The sequence below is a fragment of the Merdimmobilis hominis genome (assembly GCF_016901855.1).
GTDB lineage: Bacteria > Bacillota > Clostridia > Oscillospirales > Ruminococcaceae > Paludihabitans.
The window spans coordinates 21366-35880 of record NZ_JACJKY010000022.1; the positions used below are offsets into that span (position 1 = coordinate 21366).

The window sequence follows — 14515 nt, forward strand, 5'->3', positions numbered from 1 at the left end:
TTCTAAAAAGGAAGAGACCGACAGTTTTATTGTCGGTCTCTTCCTTTGCTGTGTATTATAGATATAAAATTACAGACGCATGATCGGCGAACGAACCGTTCGAAACCGGTTTTGACTGCGATATGCTCTCGGAGAAGTTCCTGTGATCCGGTGAAAGGTTTCACGGAATGTTTTGGTATCAAAATATCCGCAGCATTCTGCAATTTGCGGTATGGTTTTTTCTGTTTCCAAAAGCAGTCTGCATGCCTGTTCGATTCGTTTGCGGCGCAGATATGCTGAAAACGTTTCGCCCATTTGCCGTTGAAACAGCCGGCTTAACACTTCAGGACGCATTTGAAATCTCTGTGCATACTCGTTAAGACAATGCGCTGCGGCAGCGTTTTGGTTGATTTGTTCTACAATCCATCCTACCTCAACGCCGGGACGGCATGGCGTTTGAATATCCATTTGTCGTATGAGCTGAATCATCAGATCCATCAGCAAAATTCGCAGCATGGGCACATATCCGATTGCTTGCTGATGCATTTCGTGTGACAGCCTTTCTAAAAGGGATAGAATTTGTCCCGAATCATCATGAAGCAGCTTGTTGCCGAAATGGGCGCCGGCATATCCAACACCGGGGACACAGCTGTCCAGCAGAAGAGGAAAACTTCGGCAATGTCCGAGCGACGGATCAATCATAGCGGGCTGAAATAAACAGTTGATGACGGTGAGATCATCGCTTCCATCATCATAGCTGTGTGCTTCGCCGAAATCAACCAACATAAAATCACCGGCAGTCAGACGTTTCTGACATTGGTTCAGAGTGTGCAGTGCCCAACCGCTTTTGATATATGCCAATTCCAAAAAATCATGTGAATGTGTGCTGCATGGGACTTCCACCCGCAGTGTATCAATCGAAAAGCCGCCACGCATCTGAAGCGCCTGTTCCACAAAAACACCCCCAAAAAACCGCATTTATGACGGTTTTATTTCATTTTTCTTTAGTATATACTGAAGGCATCGATAAAACAAGGGGGGAGTTTATTGTGACAAATCGTGAGCGTGTGCGTGCCGTGCTGAACCGAGATGTACCCGATCGGCTTCCGGTCGTGGAATGGGCAGTTTGGTGGGATCTCACGGTAAAACGTTGGAACAGCGAAGGTGTACAGCCCGAAGATGGACCGGATGCATTGCAGAATTGGTTTGGACTTGATCCGCTGCGTCAAATTTTCGTATCGCCAAGAGGAGAAAAGTGTCCGCAGCCGGCATCCCATGGCGCCGGTATTGTATGTGATGCGGCGGAATACGATCGGATCAAACCGCTGCTGTATCCGGAAGAAAACATTCAGCAAGTGGTAGAATGTGCAAAACGCTGGAGAGAAGGACATGAAAACGGCGATTATGCGCAGTGGCTGACGCTGGAAGGATTTTTCTGGTTTCCGCGGACATTGTTTGGCATTGAGGCGCATTTATATGCTTTTTATGACGAACCTGAGCTGATGATGCGTATGAATCAGGATCTTGCGGACTATCATCTTCGGTGTCTGGAACAACTGCTTCCGGTGATACAGCCGGAGTTTATGACGTTTGCGGAGGACATGTCATATAATCACGGACCAATGATTTCAAGAGAATTGTTTGATACCTTTATGCTTCCATATTATCAGCAGGTCATTCCTGTGCTTAAAGAAGCGGGCGTACGCGTATTGATTGATACAGACGGCGATGTGGAACCGTTGATTCCCTGGTTCAAGGATGCAGGGATCGAGGGAGTTCTGCCTTTGGAGCGTCAGGCGGGTGTAGATGTGAATCGGATTCGGCGCAATCATCCGGATTGGCTGATGATCGGCGGCTATAACAAGATGGTGATGCATTTGGGAGAAGAAGCAATGCGCATGGAATTTGAACGTCTTTTGCCTGTTATGAAAAGCGGAGGATACATCCCGAGTGTCGATCATCAAACACCGCCTGATGTTTCTGCAAAGCAATATGAAACATATGTGCGATTGCTGCAGGAATATGCAAAAAAGGCTGTGCAGTGCTGATGAAATCCGATGTTTTTATCAATTAAAGTTTAAATATCATCATAATAAAGAAGCCTCTGCTGGGGCTTCTTTGTTTATAGCAGGCAAATAATATAAAAAGCTGATTTGAATGCTTTGATGAGCGTATCTGTGCGCCGGTTTGATTTAGGCGATTGCAACGCAGAAAAGATATACAAAGGTTTTTCATTGACACAGCAGTCAAAATCTGATATAGTAAACTATGTATATATTATAAGGAGTGATTCTGTTTGGACGAATCTGCCGCGATACAGATTGTTGCAATTATTATTTTGATTATTTGTTCTTCGTTTTTTTCGGGAACAGAAACAGCGTTTTCGAGTTTCAGCCGTGTGAGAATGAAGAATTATGCGAATGCAGGCGATAAGCGTGCATCACGGGTACTGAAAATTTCCGACCGATTTGACAGCGCGCTGTCAGCGCTTTTGATCGGTAATAACATTGTAAATATTGCCTCCGCATCAATCGGAACGATTTTATTTACAAAATGGTTTCCGGCATATGGTGCAATGCTTTCGACTGTCGTGCTGACGATTGTTGTTTTGATTTTTGGTGAGGTTTTGCCGAAATCGCTTGCAAAACGCAGTCCGGAAGAACGTGCGCTGCGTTCATCGGGGATTTTGTGGGTATGCATGAAGGTGTTTTCGCCGTTTGTCTTTTGCCTGCAGGCGATTGTCAAGCTGTTCTCGAAGGATGAGGATAATCAGCCGAGCGTCACAGAAGAGGAACTAAAAGTTATCATCGAAGAAATCGAGGATGAAGGCGTGCTCAATGAACATGAGAGTGAATTGGTGCAGTCCGCCATCGAATTTGATGATATCACGGTAGATGAGATTTTGACGCCGCGTGTGGATGTGGCTGCTGTGTCAACAACTGAAGATCCGCAGGCTGTGCTTGACTTGTTCTTTTCAACCGGTTATTCAAGACTGCCGGTGTACGAAAAGACGATCGACAATATTTTGGGTGTTATTACACAAAAGGATTTTGTGCAGGCATATTTAAAACAGAACGGAAATGTTTCGGTTATACCGCTTATACAAAAGGTGCTGTTTGTGCCGCCGAAAAAACGAATTTCCTCATTGCTCAAAGAACTGCAGCATGAGGTGATGCATATGGCGGTTGTCACGGATTCCTATGGTGGAACCATCGGTATTATCACGATTGAAGATATCATTGAAGAGCTTGTCGGCGATATCTGGGATGAAAGCGATCAGGTGAAAACAGAGATTGTTCTGATTGGTGAGAATACATATCGCGTAGACGGCGATACAAATGTGTTCGACCTGTTTGAATACCTTGATATGGAAGATTGTTCTTATGACGGAAGCAGTCAGTCGGTTGGCGGCTGGGCGCTTGATATGTTTGAACACATTCCGCAGGAGAACGAATCGTTCACATTTGAGTCACTGACGGTTCGTGTGGAAACCGTTACAGAACAGCGCATTACATCGCTGATTGTCCAAAAAAAGCCGGAGTGCTCAGACGAAGAAAATGAATAAATCAAATGCTCCCGCAAGGATTTTTCCTTTTGGGAGCATTTTTTTGATTTTTTTGTTGCATTTTCACAATAGAACGGTTATAATGATATTTATAACCGCTTTAAAGTAATAAAATATAAATGAGGTGCTTGTATGTTTTTCCAAAAAGACATCGAAACGATGCCGCGAAAAAAAATTGAAGAAATGCAGCTGGAACGGCTTAAATGGGTCGTCGCCTATTGCTATAACAATGTACCTTTTTATCATGAACGTTTAAAAAATGCCGGTGTTGTGCCGGAAAAAATAAAATGTCTGTCCGATATCCAATACATCCCGTTTACGACGAAAGCCGATATCCGTGATACGTATCCGTTTGGATTGTTTGGCAAACCGATGAAAGAAATCGTTCGGATTCACGCATCGAGCGGTACAACCGGCAAACCAACGGTCGTCGGCTATACACGAAAAGACCTTGATACCTGGTCGGATTGTGTGGCGCGTCTTTGCGTTGCAGTTGGTGCATCGGATGAGGATATTGTCCAGATTGCGTTTGGCTACGGATTGTTCACCGGTGCACTGGGACTGCATTACGGACTCGAAAAGCTGGGTGCAACGATTATTCCGGCGTCTTCCGGCAATACGAAAAAACAAGTGATGATGCTCAAGGACTTTGGTGTTACGGCATTGGTCAGCACACCGTCCTATGCGCTTTATATGAGTGAGGTTGCACATGAATGCGGTATTTCCAATGATGAGTTAAAGCTTCGGCTTGGCTTGTTTGGTTCCGAGGGATGCACACAGGAAATGCGCGAACAGGTGGAGAAAGGATTTAACCTCTTTGCAACCGATAACTACGGCATGAGCGAGCTCATGGGTCCGGGTGTTTCGGGTGAATGTCATCTGCGGTGCGGTTTGCATGTGAACGAAGACCATTTCTATCCGGAAATCATCAATGCCGAAACGGGTGAAGCACTTGAAGCAGGCGAACGCGGCGAACTGGTTATCACAACGCTTACAAAAGAGGGTATTCCGATGCTTCGTTACCGCACAAAGGATATCACACGCTTGAATTATGAGCCGTGCGCATGCGGCAGAACGTTTGTCCGCATGGATAAAACGACCGGCAGAACAGACGATATGCTCAAAATTCGCGGCGTAAACGTCTTCCCAAGCCAGATTGAAAGTGTTCTGGTGCAGATGGAGAACATCGGTCCGCATTATCAGCTGATTGTTCGCCGGGAAGGCTTTATGGATACGCTTGAGGTTCAGGTGGAGCTGGTTGACGGCCGTTTGCTTGAAGATTATGGCGCACTCGAGCACTTGCAAAAACAGGTGAAAGCAAACCTGCATACCGTGCTCGGCATCGACTGCAAGGTATCGCTGATTGAGCCGAAATCGCTGGAGCGGTTCCAGGGCAAGGCAAAACGCATTGTCGATCTGCGCGGACAGAACTGACGGTTATTAAGGAGGAATTTTACATATGAAACAGCTGATGCTTGGAAACGAAGCAGTTGCACGCGGATTGTTTGAGGCGGGCTGCGGCGTGGTTTCCAGTTACCCGGGAACACCGAGTACCGAAATTACAGAGGAAGCAGCAAAATACGACGAGATTTACTGCGAATGGGCGCCGAACGAAAAAGTTGCCATGGAAGTGGCAATCGGTGCTTCAATCGGCGGAAAGCGTTCGTTTTGTGCAATGAAACATGTCGGCTTGAATGTGGCGGCTGACCCGCTCTTCACCGCATCGTATACCGGTGTCAATGCCGGATTTGTAATCGCAGTTGCGGACGATCCGGGCATGCACTCGTCGCAGAATGAGCAGGATTCGCGTCATTATGCGATTGCATCGAAAGTGCCGATGCTTGAGCCGGCTGATTCCGCAGAGTGCAAAGCGTTTGCAAAACGTGCATATGAGTTGTCTGAGCAATTTGACACACCGGTCATTCTGCGGCTGTCCACTCGAATTGCACATTCGCAGAGTTTGATAGAAACCGAGCCGCGGACAGAACTGCCGTTAAAACCATACGAGAAGAACCCGCAGAAATATGTGATGATGCCGGGTATGGCGAAGAAAAAGCATCCGGTTGTCGAACAGCGGATCAAAGACTTAACGGAATATGCGGAAACGTGCGATTTGAACGTCGAAATCATGGGCGACACGAAAATCGGCATCATTGCAAACGGTCCGTCGTTTCAATATGCACGCGAGGCAATGGGAGACAGCGCATCATATTTAAAACTCGGCATGGTGCATCCGCTTCCGGTTGAAAAAATCCGCAATTTTGCCCGTAAAGTAGAAACCCTTTACGTTATTGAAGAACTCGATGATGTCATTGAACGCCATGTGAGAGCGCTTGGCATCCCGGTACACGGCAAAGATACCTTCCCGCTGATCGGTGAGATTTCGCAGAATATGGTCAGAGAAAAGCTGACCGGCGAAATACCAGACACAGCGGTACTTTCTGAGGAGATTCCGGTGCGTCCGCCGGTAATGTGTGCAGGATGTCCGCACAGAGGCCTTTTCTATACGCTTTCGAAAAATAAAGTGATGGTCTCCGGTGATATCGGCTGCTATACACTCGGCGCGTTGGCACCGCTTGCAGCAATGGATACGACTGTCTGCATGGGCGCTTCGATTTCCGGTCTGCACGGCTTTAACAAAGCGCGCGGCGAGGAGAGTGAGAGCCGCTCGGTTGCCGTTATCGGTGATAGTACATTCATGCATTCGGGCATGACAGGACTTGCAAACGTCGCATACAACGCAAGCAATTCTACCGTGATTATTCTCGATAACTCGATCACCGGTATGACCGGTCATCAGCAAAACCCGACAACCGGCTATAACATCAAGGGCGATCCGGCAGCAAAAATCAGCCTCGAAAAAGTCTGTGAGGCGATGGGCATTCGCCGGGTGCAGGTTGTTGACCCGTATGATTTAAAAACATGTGACCGCGTGCTTAAAGAAGAACTGGCGGCAAAAGAACCGTCCGTCATCATTTCCCGCCGTCCGTGCGCACTTTTAAAATATGTCAAACATAATCCGCCGTTTACGGTCGTTTCCGATAAATGCCGCGGCTGTAAATCGTGCATGAAGATCGGCTGTCCGGCAATCAGCATAAAGAACGGAAAAGCGGTTGTCGATCAGACGCTTTGCGTGGGATGCGGACTGTGCAGTTCGCTCTGTGCGTTTGACGCATTTGACAAAGGAGGAGACAAAGCATGAATCAGACAAAAAGCATTATGATTGTCGGCGTAGGCGGACAGGGAACCCTGCTTGCCAGCCGAATTCTCGGTCATGCAATCATCCGTCAGGGATTTGACGTCAAAGTGAGCGAAGTGCATGGCATGAGCCAGCGCGGCGGCAGTGTTGTGACATATGTGCGGTTCGGTGATCGTGTTGATTCACCGACAGTCGATCTCGGACAGGCGGACGTCATTCTGTCGTTTGAACAGCTTGAGGCGGCGCGGTATTTGCCATATCTTAAAAAAGGCGGAAAGGTGATTACCAATACACAGCAGATTGATCCGATGCCGGTCATTACCGGTACGGCTGTTTATCCGGAGAATCTGATTGAAAAAATGAAAGACTGCGGTGCAGATGTTTTGGCGCTTGATGCACTTTCGCTTGCGGAGGAAGCAGGTTCGGCAAAGGCAATCAACGTCGTGTTGATCGGTGTGCTGTCGAACTTCATGGACTTTGACAAGGAAGTTTGGCATGCGTCAATCAATGAATGTGTGCCGAAAAAATTCTTGGAAATCAATCAAAAAGCGTTCGATCTGGGCGCATCTTATGAGAGGGGCTGATTACAATGGGAAAGTTTCGTTCTCCCGAAATTGAAACCGCATCAAGACATACGATGCGTATTGTACAGTCTGACCGGCTTGCGGATATGGTCAGACGTGTGTATGAAAATGTACCGTTTTATAAAAAGAAGCTGGATGAATGCGGCATTCGTCCGGAGGATATCAAAAGTGTTGATGATCTGAGCAAACTGCCGTTTACGAATAAAACAGACTTGCGTGACAATTATCCGTATGGATTGTTTGCGCTTCCGCTCGGTCAGGTGACAGAAATTCACGCTTCCAGCGGTACAACCGGTAAACAGACGGTTGTTGGTTATACGGAAAACGATTTAAAAACATGGGGTGAGTGTGCAGCGCGTGCAATCACTGCGGCAGGCGGTACACACGAAGATGTGCTTCACGTTTCCTATGGATACGGACTGTTCACCGGCGGACTGGGTCTGCATTACGGCGGTCAGGCGATGGGTTCGACTGTTATTCCGGCTTCGTCGGGCAATACAGCGCGCCAGTTGACCATTATGCAGGACTTTGGCTCGACCATTCTCTGCTGTACGCCGTCGTATGCGATGTATCTTGGTGAATCGCGTGAAGAAGCGGGAATTCCGCTTTCGGCAATCCACTTAAAAGCCGGTATTTTCGGCGCAGAACCTTGGACCGAGCAGATGCGCAAAAGCATTGAGGAAAAACTCGGCATCAAAGCATATGACATCTATGGCTTGTCGGAAGTCATGGGACCGGGCGTTGCATTTGAATGTGAATGCCAGGACGGTCTGCATGTCAACGAGGACTTCTTCATTCCGGAGATTATCGATCCTGAGACCGGCGAAGTTCTGCCGGATGGGGAGTACGGTGAGCTGGTGTTCACCTGCATTACAAAAGAAGCGCTCCCGCTGATTCGTTACCGTACCCGCGATATCACTTGCTTAACGCATGGAACGTGTGCCTGCGGCAGAACGCTTGTTAAAATGGGAAAACCGCGCGGCAGAAGTGATGATATGCTCATCATTCGCGGTGTCAATGTGTTCCCAAGCCAGATTGAGGAAGTTCTGCTGCATACAAAAGGTGTAACTGCAAACTATCAGATTGTTGTTGAGCGTGTAAACAATCTTGACACATTGGAAGTCCGTGTGGAAATGGCACCTGGTATGGATTTCGATGCTGTTCGTCTGGTTGAGGAGAAAGAGCGCGAAATCAAAGGGCGTTTGCATTCTGTGCTCGGTCTTTCGGCAAGTGTTACGATCGTAGAACCGAAATCAATCGAACGCAGCGAGGGAAAAGCAAAACGTATTATTGACAACCGCCATACATACGATTAAGATAAAAAGGGGGAGGTCTTTTTATGACAATCAATCAGTTGTCCGTATTTATTGAAAACAAACGGGGCAGACTTGCGGAAATCACGAAAATCTTAAAAGAAAACGGTGTAGATATCCGTGCGCTTTCGATTGCTGATACAAAAGAATTCGGTATCCTGCGTCTGATTGTAAATGATGCGCAGAAAGCGGCCGATGTCTTAAAAGAAGATGGTTTTACGGTATCGCTTACCAAAGTGGTTGCAATCGGTATTGACGATCGTCCGGGCGGACTGGCTGCCGCTATGGAAGTGCTGCGTGATAACGAGATCAGCGTGGAATATATGTATGCGTTTATCAGCCGTTCGGAAGATACTGCGTATGTGATTCTGCGTGTTGCAAACAATGAAGAAGCAGTCCGAATTTTCACAGAAAATGGTTTTAAAGTGATGTGCAGTGACGAATTTTAATACGTCACCACCTCGAATCAGATAAAAATACCCTCACTTGTTTGGCGAAAAGGTTACAAACAGGTGAGGGTATTTTTTGTTACAGAATGATGTAAAAATTCATCTATGATTTTTGTGCATAAAAGATAAAAAATTCAATTTCCATAAAAAAGCAAAAATGAATCTTACAGTTCATTGGTAAAACAGATAAATATCAAACTGAGTAATTGTGTGTTTTTTTATATAACACAATACTTTTTACAAAAGATACAATAACCATTATCCAAATGTATGTACATAATAGACTATTTTGTTCCTCAACAATATTGAAAATTTATGTATAATATGATATCATTTAATCAGCGTGATTGTTGCTTTGGCAGCAAAAAGGCGAAAACAAATATGTCAAAACGAAAGGAGAATGCAAAAAATGAGAATCAGCAGACTTAAGCGAGTTGGTTCAGGTGTGCTGGCAGCTGCAATTGCCGCATCAACATATGTTGGCGCAGCACTTCCTGCCTCAGCCAGAACTGCAGGCAAAGATGGTTCCGCAGAAATGAATGAAGCGTATGCAGCGCATGAATCATTGATGCCGATCGGTCCGTCTTTCAGTTCTGCAACCATTCTGGAATGGACACCGGAGTCAGATCCTGATGCGCGTTACAGCAGGGCAAGCATTCCGTTGGCAAATCGTACAGGCGGATTCATCGTGAATCCGAAAGCGAATCCAGAGGCAAAATTGATGCTTTGCTCGCTTGCAAACTCAGCGCATGATACGACCGGCGCACAGGGCACCGATAATTTTATGAGCTGGTCATTTAACTACTGGCAATACGCAGATTCATTTGTGTATTGGTCGGGCTCTGAGGAAGGCATTATCACCTGTCCGACCGGTGAATTTACCGATGCAGCACACGCAAACGGTGTGCCGGTTGTTGCAACATTGGGCTTCCCTTGGGGTACAGGAACTGGCTATGTAGAAGAAGTCAGAGCGTTTACACAGCAGGCCGAGGATGGAAGTTTTCCGGTTGCGGACAAACTGATCGAGGTCATGGAGTATTACGGATTTGACGGATATTTCTTCAATCAGGAATCGTTTGGATGCTCTGCAGAAGATGCAACCAAACTGAATGAAATGATGAAGTATATGCGTAAAAAATGCCCGGATATTTTAATCAGCTGGTATGACGCAATGGTACCGAGCGGCGGTATTTCTCATCAGGACGCAGTAAACGATCAAAACAAAGCTTGGATGGAGCCGGACGCAGAAGGCAATTACTGTGTTGATGAATTCTTTATGAATTACAACTGGTATGAGTCTGAGATTTCGACAACCATCAACACAATGAATTCGATTAACCGCAGTCCGTTTGACGCGTATGCGGGTCTTGATGTACAGCAAAACGGCATGAACACCGGTTTCCGTGATTATATGCTGTTGGACGCAAACGGCAAAATGAAGTTGTCATTTGCGCTGTATTGTCCAAACTCTACACTCGGCATCTCTGCATCGGGTGAAGAGTTCCATAAAAACGAGCGTACATTCTATGTCAATAAAGTGTCCGATCCGCGTGTGGAAACATCGGATCCGACGATTGCGGCAAACAGCGAATGGGTTGGCATGTCGCGTTTCTTTGCAGATAAAACACCGATCACCAGTGCACCGTTCGTGACGAATTTCAACTCCGGTCACGGCAAAGGCTATTGGGTAGACGGCGTCTTGTCGCGTGACAGAGAATGGAGCTATCAATCCAACCAGGATATTATGCCGACATGGACATGGATCATTGATTCGGAAGGTTCAAAACTTTCGGGTGATTATGATTTCACCGATGCTTATAACGGCGGCAACTCCATCAAATTTGCAGGTTCACTTGACGCAGGAAAATCAAACGACATCATGCTTTACAGCACCGATGTTGCAGTAACTGACGGCATGAATATGAGCCTGACATACAAAAATGATGACGGCAAAATGAAACTTGTCGCTTATTATGGTGATGAAACTACAACAAGCTACGAAGATTGTACAAGAGTGTACTATAACCTGACCGCCGGTGAGGCAGATACCTGGACAACGACATCGGTTGATCTTTCTGCACAGGTAGGCAAAACACTGTTTGCAATCGGCATGCAGGTTGAAAGTGATACAGATGTTTCCGATTATCAGGTGAACCTTGGTCAGCTGACAATCACGGAACAGGATCGCGCTGAGCTTTCGGGTCCGAGCGGTATCACACTGGACGGCATTTTGTATCACGATGCATATGATGCTGAGATCAGATTGTACTGGGATGAGGTAGCAGGCGCATCGTCGTATGAAGTGTATAAAGTAAACAGTGACGGAACCTCTTCACTGCTCATGGAAACGCCGAACACCGCACTGTATATTTCAAGTGTTGCTCGTGCAGCAGAAGAGCAGGACGTTACACTCAAAGTTGTCTCGATCAACAAAAACGGCATCCGCGGTGAAGGAACAGCGTTTACAATCGACTGGCTGTATGGAAACGAAGATTCGGAAAAATATGAACCGGTCGAATTTGAAAACTTCTGTCTGGGAGCAACAGTCACAGATGTTTCGTTTGAAAACGATGCAGAACCGGCAGCAAAAGCGCTTGACGGAACTGCAGCAAACGGTTCAAAATGGTGTGCGACCAACAAAGACAGCGGCTATATGGCCATCGATATTGGCAGAGAAGTAACCGTCAGACGCTGGCGTGTGGAGCACGCAGAATACGGCGGCGAGTCAAAGGAAATGAATACCATTGATTTTGCATTGGAATATAAAAATGCAGAAGGTCAGTGGGTCGAAGCAAAACGGATTCGCGACAATCATCTGGCTCTTACGGATGTATTGCTCGACGAACCGATCACCGCAAGAGAGTGGAGACTCAATATTTATGATGCAGGTTCTTCTGCTTGGGGTGCGATTCGAATTTATGAATGGCAGATGTTTGATACCGATCAGCTTTCACAGACAGAATCAACCATGGCGCACTTTGCTTCTGCACGAAACAATCCAGGAGCAACTGACGTTTTCACACTCGAACATGTTCCGGTTGGAGAAACTGTAAAAGTGTACATCAAATCGGGCGATACCTATACAGAGATCGGCTCGAAGGTTGCACAGGCATCCGGAAATGAGAAGCTGACCACTGTCACAATCGAAAATCTTGATTTCGCCACAGACAAAGCAGGCCGTATTTATTATACGACCACAGCACCGTCGTGTGCAGAGAGTATCAAACAGAGTGTTCCGTTTGAAGCAGAAACAACAGAAAAATCAGCACCGGCAACAGAGGTTTCATTTGAAAAATACTCACAGCCGGGTTCTGAAAGTTCGTCGCAGCTTGATGACATTTTTACGACCATGACTGTCAATGGACTGAATGCGGGCGATGTCGTATATGTTTACGAGTCTGGTTCTGAAACATGGAGCAGAATGTCACAGCCTGTTGCAGTCGGCGAAACTTCTGCTGTGTTTGAGCGCATCCGCGTTCCTCGGGCAGGCGGCGAGCTGACGCTTCAAGTGAAACGTGCAGGAAAACTGATTTCTGATAAATACACTGTAACAACACCTGCTTTTGCGGAGCCGACAGCTAACATTTCGCTGAAGGCACTTTCCACAAGCGGTGAGGTGCTGTCAGATGTTGTTTATGAGATTTATGACGCATCAGGCGAATATGTAAAAGACGTCAGCACAGAAGAAATGGCAGCAGTAGAGTTTGGAACCTATACGCTTAAGTGCAAGAGTGTTCCGGAAGGCTATCGCGTAACAAACGAACAGGTTATGAAGATTGTTCGCATCGAAGGATATACTTACGAAGTGACGGTAACCATTCGTTCGGACAGCGATGTTCCGACTGTTACCAGTGTTGAAGTAACACCATTCCGTGTAACGGTCAAAAAAGGCGATACACAGCAATTTACAGCAAGTGTGACAGGTGAAAATGATCCGGGTCAGGATGTTATCTGGAAAGTGGAGAATGCAGTTTCTGCATCCACACAAATTTCGGAAGATGGTATTTTGACTGTTGGTGAGGATGAAACTGCAAAAACGCTGACTGTTATTGCAACATCTGAAATCGATGAAACAAAATCCGGTTCTGCAACTGTTACCGTTGCAGAGAAAGAAAGCGAAACAGAAAATGTATCGCTGGGTGCTGAAGTAATTGCATACAACGGCGGCGCTTTAGGCGGTGCACAAGGACCGGAAAAACTGTTTGACGGCGATATTACAAGTCAGGATACCGGCAAATGGTGTGTTGATGGCAACGATAAATGGGTTGCTTTTGACATCGGTGAAGCACGTGAACTGACACAGCTCAAAATGGTACATGCAGGCGCTGCTGGTGAAACACCGGCAGGAAAGATCAATACTGCAAACTATGAGTTCTATGTATTGGACGAAGAGAATATTTCAGTGGACGATCTGCTTGCAAAAACATTTGAGGAACGCACTGAGCTGCTTGAAGATAATTCCTATTGGAAATTGATCGCAAGCACAACTGATAATATCAACGATATTACAACAAACGATCTGACTGGCAACAGCGGACGTATTTTCAAAATCAATATCAGCAGAACCGATACAACCGGATGGGCACAGTGTGTCCGCGTGTATGAGCTGGAGCTTTATTCTCCGGTTCCGCTCAAATCTGTTTTGCTGTCACAGGATGCAGATGTTCTCGGTGTGAAGACCGACAAAGCAGTTGCAAGTGAAAAAGCAATGTATGCATTTGACGGAGATTATTCGACAAAATGGTGCGATGAAACACCAAACTGGGTTGTATTTGATATTGGTGAAACCGCAACGCCGGATCGCTTGAAAGTTATTCATGCAAATGGCGGCGATCAGCCGGAAGGTGCACAATTCAATACAGTTGCATTTGCACTTCAGGTGCTGGATCCTGCGAAGATTTCTGAAGCAGAGTTCCTTGCAAAAACTGAAGCAGAACAAGCAGTGATTATGAATGATGATGCTTACTGGATTACGATCAAATCGTACAGTGAGAATGCGTTGGATGTAACGGATGATCCGATTGAAACAACATATGCGGCACGGTTGTATCGCTTTATGGTTACAGACGGTGATGCACATCCGACATGGAAAGACACCATTCGTATCTATGATATCGAGCTGTATGGTATTGTTGGCGCAGCTGTACCGTCCGCTGACAAAACAGCACTGAACACCTTGATTGCAGAAGTGGAAGCGCTCAAAGAAGCAGATTACACAACAGCAACCTGGGCAGCTTTGACTGAGAAACTGGATGCAGCGAAAGCAGTTGCAGGTGAACCGGATGCATCGCAGGATGCAGTCGATGCAGCATATGATGCACTGTTCGAAGCAAAAGAAGCATTGGTGAAACGCGGTGACAAAACAGCGCTGAACACCTTGATTGCGGAAGTGGAAGCGCTCAAAGAAGCAGACTACACAACAGCAA

General features: G+C 46.5%; 9 protein-coding genes. 8 read left to right on the plus strand and 1 reads right to left on the minus strand.

Going from position 1 to position 14515, the window contains the following annotated elements; all coding sequences use genetic code 11:
* Window positions 1-69 precede the first annotated feature (69 nt).
* Complete coding sequence (locus tag H6A12_RS10975) at window positions 70-933, minus strand: helix-turn-helix domain-containing protein (protein WP_204447826.1); 864 nt, start codon at window positions 931-933, stop codon at window positions 70-72.
* Between the two features lie 95 nt (window positions 934-1028).
* Between H6A12_RS10975 and H6A12_RS10980 the strand changes: the two genes are divergently transcribed.
* The 8 genes from H6A12_RS10980 to H6A12_RS11015 all read left to right on the plus strand — a co-directional run.
* Window positions 1029-2027 carry a uroporphyrinogen decarboxylase family protein gene (locus tag H6A12_RS10980; RefSeq protein WP_204447828.1) on the plus strand — a complete coding sequence of 333 codons (999 nt, stop codon included), beginning with the start codon at window positions 1029-1031 and terminating at the stop codon, window positions 2025-2027.
* 248 nt (window positions 2028-2275) lie between these two features.
* The gene (locus H6A12_RS10985; RefSeq protein WP_204447831.1) at window positions 2276-3544 is read left to right on the plus strand and encodes a hemolysin family protein; all 1269 of its coding nucleotides are present in this window, start codon (window positions 2276-2278) and stop codon (window positions 3542-3544) included.
* Between the two features lie 132 nt (window positions 3545-3676).
* Window positions 3677-4978 (plus strand): phenylacetate--CoA ligase family protein, encoded by a 1302-nt coding sequence (locus H6A12_RS10990; protein WP_204447833.1) that lies wholly within the window; start codon window positions 3677-3679, stop codon window positions 4976-4978.
* 25 nt (window positions 4979-5003) lie between these two features.
* Window positions 5004-6746, plus strand: a complete 1743-nt coding sequence (gene iorA, locus H6A12_RS10995; protein ID WP_204447834.1) for an indolepyruvate ferredoxin oxidoreductase subunit alpha — start codon at window positions 5004-5006, stop codon at window positions 6744-6746.
* On the plus strand, window positions 6743-7327 hold the full coding sequence (locus H6A12_RS11000) for an indolepyruvate oxidoreductase subunit beta (protein ID WP_204447835.1): 585 nt from the start codon (window positions 6743-6745) through the stop codon (window positions 7325-7327). Before iorA ends, H6A12_RS11000 begins: the two co-directional genes overlap by 4 nt.
* Before the next feature lie 5 nt (window positions 7328-7332).
* Window positions 7333-8643 (plus strand): phenylacetate--CoA ligase family protein, encoded by a 1311-nt coding sequence (locus tag H6A12_RS11005; RefSeq protein ID WP_204447836.1) that lies wholly within the window; start codon window positions 7333-7335, stop codon window positions 8641-8643.
* A 23-nt stretch (window positions 8644-8666) separates the two neighbouring features.
* Window positions 8667-9089, plus strand: coding sequence for an ACT domain-containing protein (locus H6A12_RS11010; protein WP_204447838.1), 423 nt, complete (start codon window positions 8667-8669; stop codon window positions 9087-9089).
* 409 nt (window positions 9090-9498) lie between these two features.
* A partial coding sequence (locus tag H6A12_RS11015) for an endo-beta-N-acetylglucosaminidase (RefSeq protein ID WP_204447840.1) occupies window positions 9499-14515 on the plus strand: 5017 nt, incomplete at its 3' end.